Source organism: Arthrobacter sp. TJ-270 (assembly GCF_058269075.1).
The window spans coordinates 748273-768576 of the sequence record NZ_JBZCNB010000001.1 but is presented as its reverse complement, the minus strand read 5'-3'; the positions used below and the strand labels follow the sequence as shown (position 1 = coordinate 768576).

General features: G+C 65.6%; 16 protein-coding genes. 7 read left to right on the top strand and 9 right to left on the bottom strand.

Going from position 1 to position 20304, the window contains the following annotated elements:
* The first annotated feature begins 44 nt into the window (after positions 1-44).
* Positions 45-272 carry a DUF3073 domain-containing protein gene (locus tag AC4D2M_RS03635; protein WP_490890069.1) on the top strand — a complete coding sequence of 76 codons (228 nt, stop codon included), beginning with the start codon at positions 45-47 and terminating at the stop codon, positions 270-272.
* 147 nt (positions 273-419) lie between these two features.
* On the opposite strand, the gene AC4D2M_RS03630 is transcribed toward AC4D2M_RS03635, so the two are convergent.
* Positions 420-1478 carry a LacI family DNA-binding transcriptional regulator gene (locus AC4D2M_RS03630; protein ID WP_490890067.1) on the bottom strand — a complete coding sequence of 353 codons (1059 nt, stop codon included), beginning with the start codon at positions 1476-1478 and terminating at the stop codon, positions 420-422.
* A gap of 160 nt (positions 1479-1638) precedes the next feature.
* Between AC4D2M_RS03630 and AC4D2M_RS03625 the strand changes: the two genes are divergently transcribed.
* Genes AC4D2M_RS03625 through AC4D2M_RS03610 form a run of 4 tightly spaced genes read left to right on the top strand, consistent with a single transcriptional unit; the run spans position 1639 to position 7065 of the window.
* Positions 1639-2943, top strand: a complete 1305-nt coding sequence (locus tag AC4D2M_RS03625; protein WP_490890065.1) for an ABC transporter substrate-binding protein — start codon at positions 1639-1641, stop codon at positions 2941-2943.
* Between the two features lie 8 nt (positions 2944-2951).
* Positions 2952-3899 carry a carbohydrate ABC transporter permease gene (locus tag AC4D2M_RS03620; RefSeq protein WP_490890063.1) on the top strand — a complete coding sequence of 316 codons (948 nt, stop codon included), beginning with the start codon at positions 2952-2954 and terminating at the stop codon, positions 3897-3899.
* Positions 3899-4717 (top strand): carbohydrate ABC transporter permease, encoded by an 819-nt coding sequence (locus AC4D2M_RS03615; RefSeq protein ID WP_490890061.1) that lies wholly within the window; start codon positions 3899-3901, stop codon positions 4715-4717. Before AC4D2M_RS03620 ends, AC4D2M_RS03615 begins: the two co-directional genes overlap by 1 nt.
* Positions 4718-4719: 2 nt before the next feature.
* Positions 4720-7065: a beta-xylosidase/alpha-l-arabinosidase gene (locus tag AC4D2M_RS03610; RefSeq protein WP_490890059.1), complete on the top strand. Its 2346-nt coding sequence runs from the start codon at positions 4720-4722 to the stop codon at positions 7063-7065.
* A 74-nt stretch (positions 7066-7139) separates the two neighbouring features.
* Here AC4D2M_RS03610 and AC4D2M_RS03605 read toward each other — a convergent pair whose 3' ends face one another.
* Positions 7140-8162 carry a LacI family DNA-binding transcriptional regulator gene (locus AC4D2M_RS03605; protein WP_490890056.1) on the bottom strand — a complete coding sequence of 341 codons (1023 nt, stop codon included), beginning with the start codon at positions 8160-8162 and terminating at the stop codon, positions 7140-7142.
* 178 nt (positions 8163-8340) lie between these two features.
* Here AC4D2M_RS03605 and AC4D2M_RS03600 point away from each other — a divergent pair, with 178 nt between their 5' ends.
* A complete protein-coding gene (locus AC4D2M_RS03600; protein WP_490890053.1) occupies positions 8341-9480 on the top strand; it encodes an endo-1,4-beta-xylanase in 1140 nt (379 codons plus the stop codon).
* Positions 9477-12518: an endo-1,4-beta-xylanase gene (locus AC4D2M_RS03595; RefSeq protein ID WP_490890051.1), complete on the top strand. Its 3042-nt coding sequence runs from the start codon at positions 9477-9479 to the stop codon at positions 12516-12518. The genes AC4D2M_RS03600 and AC4D2M_RS03595 overlap by 4 nt, the downstream gene beginning before the upstream one ends.
* Before the next feature lie 100 nt (positions 12519-12618).
* On the opposite strand, the gene purM is transcribed toward AC4D2M_RS03595, so the two are convergent.
* The 7 genes from purM to AC4D2M_RS03560 form a co-directional block, all read right to left on the bottom strand.
* The gene (gene purM / locus AC4D2M_RS03590; protein ID WP_490890050.1) at positions 12619-13743 is read right to left on the bottom strand and encodes a phosphoribosylformylglycinamidine cyclo-ligase; all 1125 of its coding nucleotides are present in this window, start codon (positions 13741-13743) and stop codon (positions 12619-12621) included.
* Positions 13740-15299 carry an amidophosphoribosyltransferase gene (purF, locus tag AC4D2M_RS03585; protein WP_490890049.1) on the bottom strand — a complete coding sequence of 520 codons (1560 nt, stop codon included), beginning with the start codon at positions 15297-15299 and terminating at the stop codon, positions 13740-13742. Before purF ends, purM begins: the two co-directional genes overlap by 4 nt.
* 66 nt (positions 15300-15365) lie before the next feature.
* Positions 15366-15659: a hypothetical protein gene (locus tag AC4D2M_RS03580; RefSeq protein WP_490890047.1), complete on the bottom strand. Its 294-nt coding sequence runs from the start codon at positions 15657-15659 to the stop codon at positions 15366-15368.
* 18 nt (positions 15660-15677) lie between these two features.
* Positions 15678-17126 (bottom strand): DUF2079 domain-containing protein, encoded by a 1449-nt coding sequence (locus AC4D2M_RS03575; RefSeq protein ID WP_490890043.1) that lies wholly within the window; start codon positions 17124-17126, stop codon positions 15678-15680.
* On the bottom strand, positions 17123-17512 hold the full coding sequence (locus AC4D2M_RS03570; protein WP_490890041.1) for a sterol carrier family protein: 390 nt from the start codon (positions 17510-17512) through the stop codon (positions 17123-17125). Before AC4D2M_RS03570 ends, AC4D2M_RS03575 begins: the two co-directional genes overlap by 4 nt.
* 2 nt (positions 17513-17514) lie before the next feature.
* Positions 17515-18519 carry an asparaginase gene (locus AC4D2M_RS03565; RefSeq protein WP_490890038.1) on the bottom strand — a complete coding sequence of 335 codons (1005 nt, stop codon included), beginning with the start codon at positions 18517-18519 and terminating at the stop codon, positions 17515-17517.
* Positions 18520-18615: 96 nt separating this feature from the next.
* Positions 18616-20214 (bottom strand): molybdopterin-dependent oxidoreductase, encoded by a 1599-nt coding sequence (locus tag AC4D2M_RS03560; RefSeq protein WP_490890035.1) that lies wholly within the window; start codon positions 20212-20214, stop codon positions 18616-18618.
* Positions 20215-20304 lie beyond the last annotated feature (90 nt).

Sequence of the window (20304 nt, the reverse complement as noted above, 5' to 3'; positions counted from 1 at the left end):
CCCGGCGACCACCTCCGGATCGACGCACAAAAGGGGGTCACGCCATGGGGCGCGGCCGTCAGAAGGCGAAAGCCACCAAGCAGGCACGGGACATGAAGTACTTCAGCCCGGCCACAGACTATTCGGCGCTGCAGCGTGAGCTCACAGGCCCCGGTAGTCGTGCCTCCCGCCGCGATGACCCGGTTGAACCGGATTATTCGGCGTATGAGGACAAGTACGCGGACGAGTTCGATGATGAAGAGGACGACGGCGGCTCCCGCCGCATCGGCTAAGCTCGCTCGGCCGTCGGATTTCACTTAACTAACGGCGCATCGATCCCCATTGAGGGCGGTGCGCCGTTTTGTGTTGGCTTTCTCTATCGCGGTGTCCAGGTGGGTCAGCTCCATAACCGCCCCCGCGGCCGCGAGTACTGCCTGTGCTCAGGCTTGCTGTCGCATCCGGGGCACATCGCCCTGGCGCTGCTCCGCCGGCCGGGTAGTGCTCTGGCGCACCACGAGGCTGGTGGCCAGGTCCAGTTTGAGGTTGTTGGGGCGCTCGCCCTCGCGTAGGCGCAGGACCATCCGGGTGGCTTCCTCCGCCATCTGGATGAGCGGCTGATGAACTGTCGTCAGGGCGGGGCTGGACCACTGTGCCAGCTGCAGATCGTCATAGCCGACAATCGAGAGTTCCTCAGGCACGCGCAGGCCGAGCTGCCGGGCCGCATCGAGGACGCCCAGCGCCTGTAGGTCGCTCCCTGCGAAGATTGCGGTCGGCGGTTGTTCGCCGCGCAGCAGCGCGAAGGCATGGTCCCTCCCGCCGTCGACGTGGAAGTTGCCGTACCTGATTAATTCAGGATCAATCGGCAACGAGGCCATATTCATGGCGGAGCGATAGCCGTCCACCCGGGCCAGCGAACACATCATGTCCTCAGGTCCGCTGATGACCGCCACACGGGAATGTCCCAGTTCAATCAGGTGGCGCGTGGCCATCATGCCGCCGGCCCAGTTCGCGGAGCCCACGGACGGAACGTCCGGCGCGGGATCTCCGGCCGGGTCAATGATCACGAAAGGGATCCCACGCGCATCGAGCTTCTGCCGGAAGTCCTGTGGCAGCTCCGAAAAGACGAGGACAACGCCGGCCGGCCGGCGGGACATGACGCCCTCGATCCACTCAGCTCCCGGCGCCTGGCGCGTACCGGTTTCCGTCAGAACCACGCTCATCCCGTGTTCGCGCGCCACATTCTCCACGCCGCGGATCAATTCGAGCGCCCAGGCACTCTCAAGTTCGTGGAAGACGAGTTCGACGAGGCCTGTCCGGGTAGTGGAAGCCTGCCGACGCCGGTACCCATGTTCTTCGAGCAGCTTCTCAACTTTCGCTCGAGTTTTCGGGGACACGTCCGCGCGCCCGTTGAGCACTTTTGAAATCGTCGAGAGCGAAACCCCAGCCGCTGTCGCAAGCTGGGCGAGGGTAACGCGTGGTTCTTCCACAGGATTCGACATGTCGTCAGCTTACCTCCGCCACTCTCCAACGCAATGAACTGTTCATCGCATTATGTGACCGCCCGCACCTTTTCGCCTTGCACTTTGTGAGAACCGATATATACACTCGTGGCATCACATAACTTTCGGTATAATTATCGAAACTTTCGAAAGGCGTTCGATGAAGAACAACCGAACCTGGATGGCGCGGGGCATTGCCGGCAGCGCTGTCATGATGCTGGGACTGACGCTCGCCGGATGCGGCGGGGGAGGCAGCGACGCGTCGAATCGCCCCGAAGGTGAAATTCACGTCGCGGTATACGGTGATGCAGGCAACAAGGTCGAGCAGTCCATGGTGGACAAGTTCAATGCCACCTCCGACGTGAAGGTCGTCCTCGACACCATCCCCGGCGCGGACTACCAGAGCAAGCTGCAGACCATCATTGATACCGACTCGGCGCCGGACGTGTTCTTCAACTGGGGCGGCGGCAGTATCGCGAACTTCGTGGACGCGGGGCTTCTCATGCCGCTCGACGAGTTCATTGAGGAAGATCCGCAGCTGAAGGAAGCATTCCTTTCCTCGGTCTTCGAGACGGCGGTCATCGATGGCAAGGCTTACGGCATCCCGATGCGCGGTACGCAGCCGGTCATGCTGTTCAACAACTCCGAGGTACTCAAGGAAGCGGGCATCGATGCACCGCCAGCCACCTGGGATGAACTGCTGGACGCCGTGGAGAAACTGAAGGCAATCGGTGTCACGCCGATTGCCCTGGGCGGGGCGGACCAGTGGCCCACCCAGATGTGGTTCCAATACGTTTTCGACCGTGTGGCCGGACCGGAACTGTTCCAGGCGGCACTCGACGGCGACACCAGCGTCTGGGATTCCGATGAGAGTCGTGAGGCACTCGGGATGCTGCGTGAGCTGATTGACGCGGGCGCCTTCGGCACCAACTTCGACTCCGTCAAGTTCACCGACGGCGGTTCGCCCGCACTGCTCTCCAGCGGCCGCGCAGGTTTTGAACTGATGGGCTCGTGGGCGTACGCGACCCACCAGGACTCGGACCCCGAGTTCGCGGAAAACGTCCTCGGTTACAGTGAATTCCCCGCGATCGAGGGCGGCGAGGGCGATCCGAAGAACCTCGCCGGCAACACCAACAACTTCTACTCCGTCCACAAGGACACCCGCTATCCCGAAGAGGTCGCCGAGTTCCTGAAGCTGATGTACTCGGACGAGTTCGTCCAGGAGCAGGTGGCTATCGGCAATCTGCCCACCACGACCAACACGGAGAAGTTCCTCGACGAGGCAGCCGATCCGGAGTACGCCAAGTACCAGTTCAACCTCGTACAGGACGCGCCGAACTTCCAGCTCTCCTGGGATCAGGCTTACCCGCCCGAGGCTACCGTGACCATCCACACCGCGGTGTCGCAGTTCTTCAACGGCCAGATCGACGAAGACGGCTTCATCAAGGCCATGCAGAGCCTTTAGGAAACACCATGACAACGCTTGCTACCCGCAGGCGTCCAGCGCCGGGCGGCTCCACCGTGAGCCGCCCGGCCCGCTCGGGCGCCTCCTCCGTGGGACGCCCCGGCTTTGCCTGGGCACTACCGGCCACCATTTTCTTCGCGCTGTTCGCTCTCGTTCCGCTCGCGGCGGTGGCGGTCCTGTCCTTCACCTCCTGGAGCGGCCTCGGTGACCCCAAATTCGTGGGTTTCGAGAACTGGGAAACGCTCATCGCCGATCCCGTGATGCTCAAGAGCCTCTGGCTGAGCCTGCTCTTCATCGTGCTCGGTGTCATCACCCAGACACCGTTGAGCATCCTGCTCGGCGTCTGGGCCGCGGGTAACCAGCGGAACCGCGCAATCCTGAGCGCCATTTACTTCGTTCCGCTGCTGCTCTCTTCCGCTGCGATCTCCGTACTCTGGCGGGCGCTCCTTGACCCGAACTTCGGGATTCCAGGGCAGGTGCCCTGGCTGTTCGGCGACGGAAACCTGCTCGGCAGCCAGGCCGGCGCCATCGGTGTCCTGATCTTCGTGGGGATGTGGCAGTTCACCCCGTTCCATACCCTGATCTACCAGGGCGCAGCGAAGTCCATTCCATCAGTGCTCTACCAGGCGGCGTCCATCGACGGTGCCGGAACTGTGCGCCAGTTCTTCTCGATCACCCTGCCGCAGCTGCGGAACACGGCGATCACCTCGATTATCCTCATGGTCGTCGGCGGCCTGACCACGTTCGAAACTGTGCTCATCCTGACCAACGGCGGGCCGGGCACCGACACCACCATCACCGCCTTCTACATGTACCAGGAGGCGTTCCAGAGCTTCGACTTCGGCGTCGGCAGCGCAATCGCCCTCGTACTTGTGATCGTGGCAACCGCGATATCGCTGGTGGTCGTCAAGGTCTCGGGCTACGACAAGATGACGAGCTCTCTGGAGGGAGTGTAATGAAGCCCCGTCCCAACTACCTTGCCGGCGTCGGCTCTTTCATCTGGCTGCTGATCGTCGCCCTTCCCCTCTACGTCATGCTGTCCGGGACCTTCCAGACACGCGCCGAATTTGGTGACGGTGGACCGCTCGCCCTCCCGAGCAGCTTCACGCTGCAGAACTACGTGGACGCCATCACCAGCGGGTTCGGGCGGTACTTCCTCAATACCGTCGTCGTGACGGCCGGAGTGGTCGGCATTGTTCTGCTGCTTGTTCCGCCGCTCAGCTATGCGATTGTGCGCAGCCGGAGCCGCGGAGCGTCCTTCGTATTCCGCTTCTTCCTCCTGGGCCTGGCAATTCCGGCGCAGGCGGTGATCGTGCCGGTGTTCTACCTCATCAACACCGTTGGCCTGTACGACAACCTGATCGGCGTCATCCTTCCCACCGCAGCGTTCGCGCTACCTATCTGCACGCTGATCCTCAGCGGAACGATGCGCGACATAACAGGAGAGCTGTACGAGGCCATGGCCATGGACGGCGCCAGCCCTGCGCGTGCCTTCTTCCGCCTGGTCCTCCCGCTGTCCAAAGGCGGAATTTCGACAATCGCCGTCTTCTCTGCCCTGCAGGCATGGAACGGGTTCCTCTTTCCCCTCATCCTCACCCAGTCCGAGAGCACCCGCGTGGTGACCCTCGGTCTCTTCAACTTCCAGACCCAGTACGGCGTCAACATCCCGGGGCTGCTGGCCGCAGTAACCCTCTCGATGGTGCCCGTCCTGCTTGTCTATCTGTTTGCGCGCCGCGCGCTTGTCCAGGGCCTCATGGGCGCTGGCGGAAAGTAACCATGACTGAAACAACACTGCACGACGCCCTCTGGCGTAACACCACGGCGGCACCGGAGGACCGGGTCGAAGCCCTGATCAGGGCGATGACGCTTCGCGAGAAGATCGCCCAGCTCGTCGGCGTCTGGGTCGGCGCCAACACGGAGGGCGGGGAGGTGGCTCCCCATCAGAACGACATGAACGAGGCGGTCGACCTTGACGAGCTTCTGCCCCACGGCCTTGGACAGCTGACGCGTCCGTTCGGGACAGCTCCGGTGGAACCGGGGCTGGGCGCACTTTCCCTGCAGCGCACGCAGGAGCGGATCGTGGCAGCCAACCGGTTCGGTATTCCGGCGCTCGTCCACGAGGAGTGCCTGGCCGGGTTCGCAGCATGGAAGGCGACGGCGTATCCGGTGCCCCTGGCATGGGGAGCCACGTTCAATCCTGACCTGGTGCGCACGATGTCCTCCACCATCGGCGCGGACCTCAGGTCCGTCGGCGTACACCAGGGCCTTGCACCTGTGCTCGACGTCGTCCGGGATGCGCGCTGGGGCCGGGTCGAGGAGACCATCGGCGAGGACCCATACCTGATCGGGACCATCGCGACGGCCTACGTGCAGGGACTTGAACAGGCTGGGATCGTTGCCACCCTCAAGCACTTCGTCGGCTACTCGGCGTCGAAGGCAGGGCGCAACCTGGCACCGGTTTCGGTCGGTGAGCGCGAGCGGGCAGATGTCCTGCTGCCGCCGTTCGAGATGGCGATCCGGGAGTCCGGTGTGCGCTCCGTCATGCACGCCTACACGGATATCGACGGCATCCCGACCGCAGCGGACGGTTCGCTGCTCACCGGGCTCCTCAGGGACACCTGGGGATTCGACGGCACGGTGGTCGCCGACTATTTCGGGATCGCCTTCCTGAAGGAACTCCATCGCGTGACTGCGACTCTGGGCGAGGCGGCTGCTGCCGCCCTCACCGCCGGAGTCGACGTCGAGCTTCCTACCATCCACGCCTTCGGTGAGCACCTGATCGCAGAGATCGACGGCGGGCGGCTGGAGGAAGACATCGTTGACAGGGCATTGCGTCGGGTACTGCGCCAGAAGCTCGACCTCGGCCTGCTCGATCCGGAATGGTCACCCATTCCTCCGGCTCTCACCGATACGGAGCCCGCCACGACGCCGGTCATCGACCTGGACACGGCGGCCGGCCGGCACGTCGCAAGCGAACTGGCCGAGCAGTCCATCGTCCTGGTTCGGAACGACGGCATCCTGCCGCTCGCGTTCACCCCACGGGTTGCCCTTGTCGGACCGAACGCCGATACACACCGCGCGTTCCTCGGCTGTTACTCCTTCCCGGCCCACGTCGGTGAACAGCACCCGGAGGTTGAACTGGGACTTGCCATTCCGACCGTCGCCGAGGCGTTGCATCGGGAGCTTCCCGCCAGTGACATCACTGTGGCTGCCGGCTGCACCATCGACGGGACCGCGACCACCGGGTTCGACGAAGCGCTCGCGGTTGCCGGGGGCGCAGACGTGGTCATCGCCGTGCTCGGCGATCGGGCGGGTCTTTTCGGGCGTGGAACCAGCGGTGAGGGATGCGACGCCGAGTCCCTCTCGCTCCCGGGAGTTCAACAGCAACTGCTCGACGAGCTGCTCGGGACGGGCAAGCCAGTCGTCGTTGTGCTGCTGACCGGGCGACCGTATGCCCTCGGAGCAGCCGCACGTGAGGCAGCCGCCGTCGTGCAGGGCTTTTTCCCCGGTGAAGAGGGTGCAGCGGCCGTGGCCGGTGTCCTCAGCGGGCGGATCAATCCAAGCGGGCGCCTGCCCGTCAGTGTCCCGGGCACTCCGGGAGCCCAACCCTCCACCTATCTCGCCGCTCCGCTGGCACAGGCCAGCGGCGTGTCCAACATCAACCCGACAGCCGCATTCGGTTTCGGCCACGGAATCAGCTACACCGAATTCACCTGGCAGAACCTGGAAGCGGACGCCGTTTCCGCGCCGACTGACGGCGAGGTGACGGTCAGCGTGCAGGTGGCCAATACAGGTGGGCGCGACGGCGTCGAGATCGTTCAGCTGTACCTGCACGATCCCGTGGCATCGGTGGTTCGCCCCGTACAGCGGCTCGTCGCCTACGCGCGGGTTCCGCTCGCTGCGCGCTCATCAGCGCGGGTGGCATTCACCGTCCCGGCGGACGTGACGGCGTTTACGGGCCGGGACGGCCTGCGCATCGTCGAACCAGGGGAGCTGGAGCTCCGGTTCGGAGCGTCCAGCAGCGACATCCGGCTGACTGCCCCCCTCACCCTCACCGGGGAGACCCGGGTTGTGGACCATACCAGGCGGCTTCACTGTGAAGTGGGGATAGAGAGTCTGTAGGGTCCGAACAAGCACGGCAGACCGTCGCCGCCAACCGACGGCGGTCTGCCGCTCCACTCCCCGGCAGGGTTGCGTCAGGAACTGATCGCCCGCACGCTGGCCCGGGTGACGAGCTTGGTGGAGAGTTCGATCCGCGGACTCTCCACGGATTCTCCGCGAACCAGCCGGGCGAGCGTGCGCGCCGCAAGCGATCCCATTTCGGAGAGCGGCTGTCGCACCGTGGTGAGAGGCGGAGAGGCCCATCCGGCTTCCGGCAGGTCGTCGAACCCGATCACGCTGAGGTCATCCGGAATACGCAGGCCACGCTGGCGCGCAGCCTCGTATACGCCGAGGGCCATCTGGTCGCTCGCGGCGAAAATTGCCGTCGGAGGGTCCGGATGGGAGAGGAGTTCGGTTCCCGCAGCGAAACCCGACGGGTAATCGAAGTCTCCGGTGACCACGAGGTCGGGATCGGCTGTGATGCCTGCGGCTTCGAGCCCTGCCCGGTACCCGTCCAATCGTGCCCGGCTGCACCACAGTCCCGGCCGTCCGGCGACAAACCCGATGCGCCGGTGGTTCTGCTGGATCAGGTGCTCGGTTGCCGTCACTGCTCCGGTCCAGTTGGTCGCGCCGATGGTGGGCACGTCAAGGTCCGGCACACCGGCGGGGTCCACCACAACCACCGGAAGGTTGAGCCGTTGAAGCTCCGCGTGGAGAAACGAATCCAGGTCAGTGGTCACGAGGATGGCGCCGTCGCTGGTCCGGGCGCCGAGCGCGTCGAGCCACTTGCGTGTGGAATCAGCTCCGCCGCGGCGGTGGATTGCCGAAACCACGACAGACATGCCCTCTGCATTGAGGGCTTCCTCAACGCCGCGAATGATCTCGACGGCCCAGGGACTGTCGAGATCATTGAACACCAGGTCCACCAGGTTCGACGGCGCCGCCTGCACGCCGCGGCGGCGGTAACCGTACTCACGCAGCAGGTTCTCAATGCGCTCGCGCGTCGCCGGAGCGACGTCCGAGCGGCCATTCAGGACACGCGACACAGTGGGAATGGAGACCCCTGCTGCCGCGGCGATCGCCGAGATCGTGACGGCTGGTTGGGCGTTGTCCTGCAAGGTCTTCCTCCTGTGCGCTCCGGGAGCGGACGAAGGTGCCCCGGATAATTTTTCGGCCGCACCCTTGACCTCATGCGTGCGGTGTTCCTAACATACAACAGCGGTAGTTCCGGAAAGTTCCGGAAAAGTTCCGATCGAGGTATCGGACAGCCGCACCAGGCACCTCAAAGGAGAGCACATGTTGGTCCATCAGTCCCTTGCCGCGGCGGTCCTCGCATCGGCATTGATTCTTCCTACGGCGGTTCCGGCCCTCGCCGAGCAGCGCCAGCCTCCGCAGGCCCCCGGACTTGAGAAGCAGGACACCCTCCGTTGGGTTGCGCCGCAGGATCTCAAAATCGGCACAGCCGTAGCCGGCGGCGGTCATCACGAAACCCAGCCCTACCCGGACCCGTTCACTTTCGATCAGGAATACCGGGAGCGGCTTGCGGCGGAATTCAATTCCGTCTCCCCCGAGAACCAGCTCAAGTGGGAATTTGTCCACCCTGAACGGGATACCTACCGCTTCGCTGAGATGGACGCGATCGTGGAGTTTGCACAGCAGAACAAGCAGGTGGTCCGCGGCCACACCCTGTTCTGGCACAGCCAGAACCCAGCATGGCTTGAGGAGGGCAATTTCTCCAAGGATGAGTTGCGGGCAATCCTGAAGGAGCACATCCAGACGGTCGTAGGCCGGTATGCCGGCAAGATCCAGCAGTGGGACGTCGCCAACGAGATCTTCAACGGGGACGGGACGCTGCGCACCAAGGACAACATCTGGATCCGTGAACTCGGACCGGAAATCATCGCTGACGCCTTCCGCTGGGCCCATGAGGCAGACCCCAAGGCCAAGCTGTTCTTCAACGACTACGGGGTGGAGGGCATCAACGCCAAGAGCAACGCCTACCTCGAACTCATCCCTCGCCTGCAGGCGCAGGGGGTTCCGGTTGACGGCTTCGCCATCCAGGGGCACCTCAGCACCCGCTACGGCTTCCCCGGGGACCTCCAGGCGAACCTCCAGCGCTTCGACGATCTCGGGCTCGAAACGGCAGTCACCGAGATCGACGTGCGCATGGACATCGCACCGGGCACAACCCCGACGGCGGCCCAGTTGCAGAAGCAGGCAAGCTACTATGATCGGGCCCTGGAAGCCTGCGTGGCGGTGGAGGAGTGCAATTCCTTCACCATCTGGGGCTTCGTCGACAAGTACTCCTGGGTTCCCGTCTTCTTTGCGGGCGAAGGAGAAGCAACGGTCATGTGGAACGACTTCACCCGGAAACCCGCCTACTACGCACTGCAGGAGACCCTCGAGCAGGCATCTCCGGGCCGGGGTAACCGATGAGGCAGCGGCGTCTCGTTGCGGGCGCCACGGCGTTAGGCCTGATCGCGGGAGCCGGCGCGCTCGCGCTGCCGGCTGCGCAGGCGGAGGAAGCGTCGGTGCTGCTGAGCGAGGACTTCGAAGACGGCAGTTTCAGTCCGCTGACGCAGAACGGCGGGCCGGCACTCTCGGTGGTGGACGCCGACGGTGATAAGGCACTGCTGGTGCAGGGAAGGACGAACGACTATGACGGCATCAAGACACCGGCAAGCCTCCTGCAGGCAGGAGGCACCTACTCCTTCTCCGCGCAGGTGAAGCTGTCAGCAGCCGCCGGGACGACGACGTCGGCACGCTTCGTCGTTGAGCCCGCCTACAGCTGGGTAGGCAACACCACCGTCTCCGCTGACGCCTGGACCACTGTGAGCGGCACGTTCAACGCCCCCGCCGGAGCCGATCCGGCAACCTTGCGGGCCTATCTCGGAACTGGAGACCTCGGGGCACCCTATGACTACCTAGTGGACGACGTCGTGATCACCGGCACGGCCGCCCCGGCCGACGGCGGCACCTGGCAACCCGCTCCCGATCCATCCTTCGTTCCCGGCGGAGCGGTCAGCCCCACGACCTCACCGCTCGCAGCCGCGCGCGGTGAGGGAAACGCAGTTGCCCTTACGTTCGATGACGGGCCGAACCCGGGTGAGACGACAGCCGTGCTCGACTTCCTGCGTGACAAGGGGATCACCGCGACGTTCTGCGTGATCGGGCAGAATATCCAGGCCGGAGGCGGTGCGGAACTGCTCCGGCGGATCGTTGCCGAAGGACATACACTGTGCAACCACGGAACGTCCTACGCCGACATGGGGTCCTGGACTCAGGCACAGATCGAGACTGACCTCAAGGAGAACCTGCGGATCATCCGGGACGCTGCGGGCGATCCCACCCTGCCGGTGCCCTACTTCCGGGCCCCCAACGGCAGCTGGGGCGCCATCGGCGAGGTGGCAGCGGCCCTCGGCATGCAGCCGCTGGGTCTCGGCAACGTCATCTTCGACTGGGACGGCAACGATCTCAGCGAGGCAACCCTGACGGCAAACGTTCGCGCGGCCTTCACCCCCGGCGCGGTGGTGCTGGCGCACGACGGCGGCGGTGACCGCACGAACACGGTCCGCGCCGTGACGACGGTCGTCAGCGAAAAGCTCGCCGAAGGCTGGACATTCACCCTTCCGCGCGGCGGCGCCGGAACCGAGGGGTTCAGCGGCATCACCTCCGGCTTCGAAACCGGTACTGACGGCTGGACGGCGCGCGGCGACGGCGTGGAGGTAGCGCCCAGCGCGGACGCCCGCACCGGCACCGGAAGTCTTCTCGTCACCAACCGCACCCAACCCTGGCACGGGGCCGCGCTCGACGTGACGGCGGGCCTGCCTGTAGGCGCCGCAGTGGAAATCTCCGTCTGGGCAAAGCTGGCGCCGGGACAGTCCCCGGCCTCGCTCAAGATTTCCGTGCAGCGGGACAACAGCGGGGGCAGCGCCTATGAGGGCGTTGCGGGAGCCGGCGCCATGGTCACGGCAGACGGCTGGACGGAACTCAAGGGCACCTACACGCTCGGTGCGGCGGCCGACAAGGCTCAGGTCTATGTCGAGGGAGAGACAGGAGTCGATTTCCTGCTGGATGACTTCAGCCTCGCCCCGATCACCGAAAAGCCGATCCAGACAGACGTGCCGGCGCTGAAGGACGTGCTCGGTGCCCAGGGCATTGAACACGTCGGCGTAGCCATCGATGCGCGGGAAACCGCCGGAACCGCTGCCGACCTGGTGCGCAAGCATTTCAATGCCTTCACCCCGGAGAACGCGGGAAAGCCGGAAAGCGTGCAGCCGGTCGAGGGTCAGTTCGCCTTCACGCAGCTGGACCAGTTGCTGGACTTCGCGGACGCCAACAATGTGCAGGTCTACGGACATGTGCTGGCCTGGCACTCGCAGACCCCGGCGTGGTTCTTCAAGGACGGTGAGCGTGATCTCACCAACAGCCCGGAGGACCAGGCGCTACTCAAGGCACGCATGGAAGCTCACATTAAGGGCATCGCGGATCACATCAATGCCCGCTACCCGGACGGGAACAGTCCCATCTGGGCGTGGGACGTGGTCAACGAAACCATTGCCGACGGCGACACCGCCAACCCTCATGACATGCGGGACAGCCGGTGGTTCCAGGTCCTCGGGGAAACCTTCGTGGATGAGGCGTTCCACCTCGCGGACCGCTACTTCCCGCAGGCGGCTCTGTTCATCAATGACTACAACACCGAGATGCCGGAGAAACGGGCAGACTACCTCGAACTGATCCGCGCACTCGAGGCCCGGAATGTACCGATTGACGGGGTGGGGCACCAGGCCCACGTCGACGTCGCGCGCCCCGTGCAGTGGCTCGAGGACTCGATCAAGGCGGTGGAAGCCGTGAACCCGGAACTCCTGCAGGCCATCACGGAGCTGGACGTCAACGCGTCCACGGAGAACCAGGGAGCGGACGTGAGTGGCGCACCCCAGGATCCGTACAGTCCTGCATTCGAGAATGATGAGGACGCAGCGGCGGAAGTCGGGTATTACTACCGGGACCTGTTCGCCATGCTGCGCGAACACAACGAGTCGGTTGATGCTGTGACCTTCTGGGGTATCAGCAACGCCCGTACCTGGCTGCGGACCTGGCCCATGGCCCGGCCCTGGGAACAGCCGCTTCCGTTCGACGACGAACTGCAGGTCACTCCGGCCTACTGGGGGATCGTCGACCCGGCCAGGCTGCCCGCGCGTCCGGACGATGTGCTCCCGCCGCGGATCGCGGGCCAGTCGGACATCGCAGTGGTGTCCAATGGTGCCAGCGGCGCCAAGGTGAAGTACAACCTTCCGTCTGTCATTGACACCCTCGACGGCGTGGTGCCGCTGAACTGTGCGCCCGGGACTGGCAGCCGCTTCCCGGTCGGGATCACCACGGTGACCTGCACGGCCACGGACGAAGCGGGTAACACCCGGACAAGTTCGTTCGACATCGTCGTGACGCGCAAACAGGCCGGCAAGTCCTGAGGGATTCTGCCGGGCTGCCGCTGAACGGCTGAGCACTGCGAAGCCCCTGCACTCCACGTAAGGAGTGCAGGGGCTTCGCAGTGTCTGCGAGTCGCAGAAATCAGGCGTACGCGCCGACCAGCCGCACCGCGCCGCCGTCGACTCCCTTGGCTCCCTGTACGTAGTCCGGCCCGTCGGTGCTTTCACCGGAGGCACCGGCCACCTGGCCCATGACCCACGCGGGTACACCGCGCTCATTGAGGCGTGCCACGGCGTCATCGGCGCCCGCGGCGGAGACTACAGCGACCATCCCGACCCCGAGGTTCAATGTCCGCTCCAGGTCCGGCAGCGGTACGCTGCCGAGTTCTGAAACCAGGCTGAAGACCGGCGGAAGTGACCAGGTCGAGCGGTCCACGGTTGCCTCAAGTCCCCGGGGAAGGACCCGCGCGAGGTTGGCAGCGAGGCCGCCGCCGGTCACGTGGCTGAAGCCGTGGACGGCGCCGTCGGAATCGAGGGGGAAGTGGCGGGCGAGATCGAGACAGTCGGCCGCGTAAACGCGTGTGGGCTCAAGGAGTTCCTCACCAAGCGTGCGTCCGAGCTCGGACACCTGACGGTCCAGTGCCCAGCCGGCCTGGTTGATGACCCGGCGGACCAGCGAGTAGCCGTTGGAGTGCAGGCCGGAGGAAGCCATGCCGATGATGACGTCGCCTTCCCGCACCCGGTCCGGGCCGAGAAGGGCGTCGGCTTCGACCACACCGGTGGCGGCGCCCGCGACGTCATACTCGTGTTCGCCCAGGAGCCCGGGGTGCTCGGCGGTCTCTCCGCCCACCAGGGCCGTGCCGGCAACCGAGCAGGCCGCGGCGATACCGCGCACAATAGCGGCGATGCGCTCGGGGACAACCTTGCCGCAGGCGATGTAGTCAGTCATGTACAGCGGTTCGGCACCGACCACGACGATGTCGTCCACCACCATGCCCACGAGGTCGAAACCGATCGTGTCGTGGATGTCCATGGCCTGCGCAATCGCCACCTTCGTGCCCACACCGTCGGTGGAGGTCGCGAGCAGGGGCTTGCGGTAGGTCAGGAGCTTCGAAACGTCATAGAGACCCGCGAATCCGCCGACGCCGCCCACCACGTTGGCCGAGTGGGTGGCCTTGATGGCGTCCTTCATGAGCTCCACCGCCCGATCGCCGGCTTCGACGTCTACTCCGGCGCTTGCATAGGTGATGGGGTCAGAAGAGGTCATACCCGCTCTTTCTTGTCAGCTTCGGTCAAAAGGGTTTCAAGTTCGTTGCCCGGCCCGGGATCGCATCCGGTGGCGCCCGGCTTCTCGGCGGGATCGACCCTCTCAAGGAGGTTCTTGCCGCGGCGGTCTTCCTCGGGCAGCGCGATGGGGTAGTCGCCGGTGAAGCATGCCGTGCACAGACGCTCGCGCGGTTGCTTCGTGGCCTCGATCATGCCGTCTTCCGAAATGTAGGACAGGCTGTCCGCGCCGATGGACTTGCTGATCTCGTCGACGGCGGCACCGTTGGCGATCAGCTCGGCGCGCGACGCGAAGTCGATCCCGTAGAAGCATGGCCAGCGAACCGGCGGGGAAGAGATCTTCACGTGCACTTCGGCGGCGCCGGCCTCGCGGAGCATGCGCACGACGGCGCGCTGCGTGTTGCCGCGGACAATGGAGTCATCGACTACGACGATCCGCTTCCCGCGGATCACCGATTCCAGCGCGTTGAGCTTCAGCCGGATGCCCAGCTGCCGGAGCGTCTGGCTGGGCTGGATGAAGGTGCGTCCCACATAGGCGTTCTTCACGAACCCGTGGGCGAAGGGGATGCCGGATTCCTCCGCGAACCCAACTGCTGCCGGTGTTCCGGACTCGGGAACCGGGATGACGACGTCGGCCTCGGCCTGGTTCTCCCGGGCGAGCTGGCGGCCCATTTCCACGCGGGAGTCGTACACCGAGCGGCCGGCAATGGCGGCGTCCGGGCGCGCGAGGTAGACGTACTCGAAGACGCAACCGGCCGCCGTCGTCGGTGCGAAGCGGCGGGAGCGGACGCCGCCCTCATCGATGGCAATGAACTCGCCCGGTTCGATTTCCCGGATGAAACTGGCGCCGACGGTGGCGAGCGCCGCCTGCTCCGATGCGACAACCCAACCGCGCTCGAGCCGGCCGAGCACCAGCGGGCGTACGCCGTAAGCGTCGCGGGCAGCGTACAGCGTGCCCTCATCCATGAACACGAAGCAGAAGGCGCCCTCGATCGTGGGCAACAGGTCCATGGCCGTGTCCTCGAGGGAGCGGCCGTCGTCACCGGCGAGCAGCGTGGTGACCAGTGCGGTGTCGGAGGTGTTGCCCTGCGCCATCTCACCGGAGCGGGGCTTGCCGTGGCGCTTGAGGACCGTCTGGTACAGGTCTGCCGAATTGGTGAGATTGCCGTTGTGGGCAAGCGCTACGGTCCCGGCGGCGGTTGCGCCGAGCGTGGGCTGCGCGTTGGCCCAGTTGGAGGAGCCGGTGGTGGAGTAGCGGCAGTGACCAACGGCGATGTGGCCGGTGAGGGTGTTCAGTGTGGCCTCGTCGAATACCTGAGAGACCAGCCCCATGTCCTTATAGACGTTGATCCGGGTGCCGTCGCTGGTGGCTATGCCCGCTGACTCCTGCCCGCGATGCTGGAGGGCGTAGAGCCCGTAGTACGTAAGTTTGGCGACTTCCTCGCCGGGAGCCCATACGCCGAAGACGCCGCAGGCATCCTGGGGGCCTTTTTCGTTGGGGAGTAGATCGTGGGAAAGCTGTCCGTCACCGCGCACCATTGCTCTATTCTCTCACGGCGTAATGGTGCTCCATCTCGCGTCCCCGTCACATAACGGAGCGGTCAGTCACACGTCGTCGTCGTTGGTTCGCTCCGCCGTCGCCTGCTTCATGCGGCGGACGCTGATCCGGTCGAGAAGCAGTGCCATGAGACCGCCCACAAGGAGTCCGGGGACCGCGAAAACCACGGTGAAGAAGCCGAGCACAGACTCCCGGGTGAGCGTGGGATCAGCAGGACCGGTGTAGGCCACGATCAGCGCGGCGATGAACCCGATCAACGCTCCCAGTCCCATGAACGGAGCGAATTTAGGGGCCCGTCGGATGGTGACCTGACGGCGCTGCGGAGGCTGCTGCGAACTCATGCTTAAAGGCTACCGGGATCAGCTCCCGCGCTTGACCAGCTGGTAACCGGCCTCATAGAAGACAAGTGTGTAGTCCTCACCCGGGTAGGTCTCCTCGGCGTGCTGCTCCGCGCTGGCAGGACGCGTGGGCCCCCAGCTCCAGTCCTCGGCGTCCACCACGAGGTAATCCGGTGCCGGATTCTCGTTGCCGATCCAATACACCTCCGTATCCGGCACCAGGTACGGCATGAGCACCACCCCCGACTCCACGGTGGATCCCGCCGGGATGCGGTCCATCATCCGGTGCGCCGCGTCCCAGCGTGGTGACTGCTGGAAGGTTTCAGGCTTTTCCAGCGCGCCGAGCGGCTCGCCCGGCAGCAGCATGAGCGCAACCACGGTGACAACGGGCACGACGGCGGCGCTATACGAGCGCAGCCAGCCTCGCCTGCTGCGGCGGGCGGCGAGGATCGCGTCGATGAGTGCGGCAAACAGGATGGGCATGAGCACGGCGTTGTAGTGCCAGTCCGTGCCCCAGTAGGACGGATTCTCGGCAACGAAGCGCCACACTAGGGTGGGCAGCATCACGACGGCCAGGGGCGAGCGAAGGAACAGGAACCCGCCGGTGATCAGGAGCAGCCACAGCGTCTCGTATTTTTCCACGGCTGTGAGCATGGTGAAGATGGTGCTGACAGGGTTGGCCAGCAGCGCGTCGACGTCGATGCCGTCGGAGTAGTCGTAGGTTCCGCCGCTGTTCAGCGCCGGGAGTATGACGCGCACCGACAGGACCACCCAGGCGAGCCCCCAGAGCGCCAGCCACAGGCCCGCCTGGAACCGGTCACGGAAACGCCAGGCCAGCACTAGCCCGAAGGCGAACACGGTCAGCCCCATGTCCTCCTTCACGAACACCAGCAGGGCGCCGGCGACGACGGCGGTGCGGAGCCGGCCCTCGATGTACGCCGCCAGCGCCAGAGCCAACAGCGGTAACGCCAGTGCTACCTCGTGGAACTGCACGGCGACGGCGCCCTGGATCCCCCAGGACAGGCCGTAGGCCGTTCCGAGGAAGAACCCCGGAACACGTCCGACATGCCGCACGGCCAGGCGCGTGAGGACCAGGACCGACCACCCCACCAGCAGGTTCTGCAGGATGAGCAGGGTCAGCCCCGAGGGGAAGATCGCGTACGCAGGCCCCAGAATGATGAGCAGCGGATGGAAATGGTCTCCGAGGAGATTGAACCCGTGGCCTTTGATGGGCACAATCGGCGCTTCCAAGCCTGCATACGCCTTTGCGAGCTGCGTGAAGATGCCGAGGTCCCAGGACGGGGTATCGAGCCTGTTCCACTGGGCAATGGAGAAGACCGTGTAGAGGGCAGTGACCACTCCGGCAACCGCCCAGGCCTCGACCGGTTGGCATCGGAAAGCGGCGAGTACGCGGCGAACTCCCCGGACCAGGAAGTTCGGTTGGGTAGAGCGCTCGCGCTCGAGGATCATGCCGGACCCGAGGCAGGGGAGGGCGCTGGATGCGGGAAGAGGGGCAGCAGTGCCGACAGGTCGGCCCGCTGGCCGGAGGCCAGGACGGCCCCGGACGCAACGGCCTGGGTCCAACGGAGTTCGCCGGTGACCAGCGCGAGCCAGGTATCTGCATCCGTTTCGATGACGTTGGGCGGAGTCCCGCGGGTGTGGCGGGGGCCTTCAACGCACTGGGTGACGCCGAGCGGGGGCACCCGCACCTCCACGCTGTTGCCGGGTGCGCGGGCGGCGAGCTCCTCCAGGGAGTAGCGCACCGCCGTCGTCCGTTCAGTGCGGTCGGTGCTGCCGGCGGCCACCGCGCGGACCGCAGCGTCACCGGCTGCCGCAGGGATACGCCGTCGTGCCATGGTCAGTCCAGCAGGGCCATGACCGGAGCGGCGAGGCGCAGCTTGCCCACGGGCTCGCCGCCGCCGAGCACAGGCTGCACAACCTTCTCCAGCACGGGAGCAACCGATTCGGCGTCGAGTGCGCCGGAGGCGGCAAGGAGGGTCAGCCCCACGAGCGTAGTGGCCCGGATGTTGCCGTCCAGAACCTTGAGCGCCATGGAGACGCCGGTGGGCGCGGCCATCACAAGGACACCCTCGGCGCCGTTCTTGGCGAGAATCCCGAGGTCCTCCATGACCACGGAGTTCTCCCGGCCGTGTCCGTGAACGGCCCAGGGATAGTCGAGCATGGCTGTTGCAATGGTGGCCGCGCGGGCGTCCGCGTTCTTGTCTCCGGGGGCCTTGGCGATCTTGCCGATACCGCGCGCCAGCCCGGTGAGGGACACGGCAGCGAGCGGAGCTCCACACCCGTCAACCGCCCAGTGCTGGATCCGCTCTTCCGTGTATTCCTCGATGACCCCGGCGATCCGCTGCTGCAGGGGATGATCGCGGTCGAGGTAGGTCTTGTGATCCCATGAGTTCTCGGTACAGGCCCACAGGAACGCGGCGTGCTTGCCTGAGCAGTTGAACGCCAGGCGCTGGCGCCCCTTGTCGTTGCGGATCAGCCAGTGGCGGGCTTCCTCGTCCTGGGGCCAGTCGGCCGGGCACTGCAGATCATCCTCGGTGACCCCTGCTGCGCTGAGCATGGACTTCACGACGTCCATGTGCTCGTGGCTGCCCACATGGCTGGCCGCTGCCAGGGCCACCTGCGGTCCACGCAGCGGAACGCCCGCCTGCATGGACGCCAGGGCCTGGAACGGCTTCAGGGTGGAGCGCGGAAAGATCGGCGCGTTTACGTCCCCAAGTTCCGTGACGGTGGTGCCGTCCGCCGCGATTACGACGGCGGAGCCGATGTGGCGGGACTCGATGAAGCCGTTACGCTCCAGGACCGCGAGATCAACCGCGCTGGAGGAAGAGAAGGTGGAGGGCATGCTTCCAGTATTGCGCATCATCCGTTGCTCGTTCCCGACGTGCCTCGTGCCCACCGGAGCGGAGGGTCATCCGGCGGCACAAGTCGGGAGGCGCGGTTACTCTGCCGAGAACTGGACCGTGTGCCAGCCCGACGCGCCGTCCGGAACCGTGTCCGCGCGTTCTTCGGCCTGGACGCCGTCCGGGTCATAGGCCCGTGAGCGGATCCGGTGTGAACCGGGCTCAAGCTGCACCTCGTGTGTCCACTGCCGCCAGGTGTCCACTGTGTACTCGGCTGCCAGGGTGGCTTCTTCCCAGGGACCGTCGTCGACCTGTACTTCCACCTTGTCGATCCCGCGGTTCTGCGCCCAGGCGGTGCCGCCGACGCGGAGCGCTCCGGCGGGGACGTTGGCGAAGGGTCGTGGTACCTCGACCCGCGACTGCGTCTTGATGGGGCCGCGCTCGGACCAGCCGCGGTCGGTCCAGTACGCCCTGGCGTCGGCGAAGCGGGTCACCTCGAGGTCAACCACCCACTTGGTCGCCGAGACGTACCCGTACAGCCCGGGGACCACCATGCGCACCGGGTAGCCGTGTTCGAGCGGAAGCGGCTCGTCATTCATCGCGACGGCGAGGATGGCGTCGCGCTCGTCCTGCAGGATGGGCAGGGGAGTGGAAGCGCTGAAGCCGTCGGTGCTCGTGGACAGGACCATGTCCGCGCCCTCTGTCGGGCGGGCGCGTTCGAGGAGCTTGCGGATCGGGTAGCCGAGCCACTTGGCGTTGCCCACCAGGTCCCCGCCGATCGGGTTGGATACGCAGGTGAGGGTGATGTGCCGCTCTATCAGTTCCGAGTCCAGGAGGTCCTGGAAACTGATCCGGATCTCCTCCTCCACCATGCCGTGGACGCGCAGTTCCCAGGTGTCGACGTCGATGGTGGGTACCTGGAGTGCGGTGTCGATCCGGTAGAAGTCGGGGTTCGGTGTGAGCCACGGCTCGACCCCGTCAAGGTCCACGTCCACTCCCGCCGGCACCGGCATCGCGGGGCTCGCGGGCGCCGGGAAGCTCAGTCGCTCACGGGCCATGTTCACGGTGTTGCGGATTCCGCTGACTACTGCGCCTCCCGCTGCTGTGGCGGCGGCGACGACGGCGGTAACTCCCGCTGCGGCGAAGAACACTCGCCTGCTGACGGCGCGCCCCGGTGCCGCATGAGCGGCGCTGAAGGCGTCGTCGTCGTTGGTTTCTGCGGCTGCGGTGGTGGGCTGGGAAGCATGCAGCTTCCGGATCATCCACCGCAGCGCGGCGAGGCCGGCCAGCGTGCCCACGACCGACGGCACCGCGTCGAGCGGGGAGGCCCCGGCGCGGGAGACGACGGCGGCGACCATCACGGCGCCCATGAGCAGGACACCCGCGACGCCGAAACTCCAGCGCCGCCAGGCCAGGTAGCCGAGGACGGCGGCGAGGACGATGATCGTGACAGCCATGCCGATGAAGAGCGCAAGCTTGTCATTGGTGCCGAAGGTGTCGATCGCGAAGTCCTTCAGCCACGATGGCGTGAAGTCGATGAAGGTTGAACCCAGCGCGATCAGCGGCGCGGATCGGGGTGAGAGGAACGCACCGATCAGTTCAGCGACGCCCAGCACCAGCCCTGCCGCCAGAATTCCGGCGAACATCGGGAGTACTGCTGATGAGGCGCTACGCCTGAACGTGCGATCGGTTTTCATACTGAGTGTTCGGAGAGAGCGAGCCAGTGTATTGGTGCTGCAGTTTTTGTCGCCTATCTGCTGCTATCTGCGTCGCTTGACAGCAGGTAG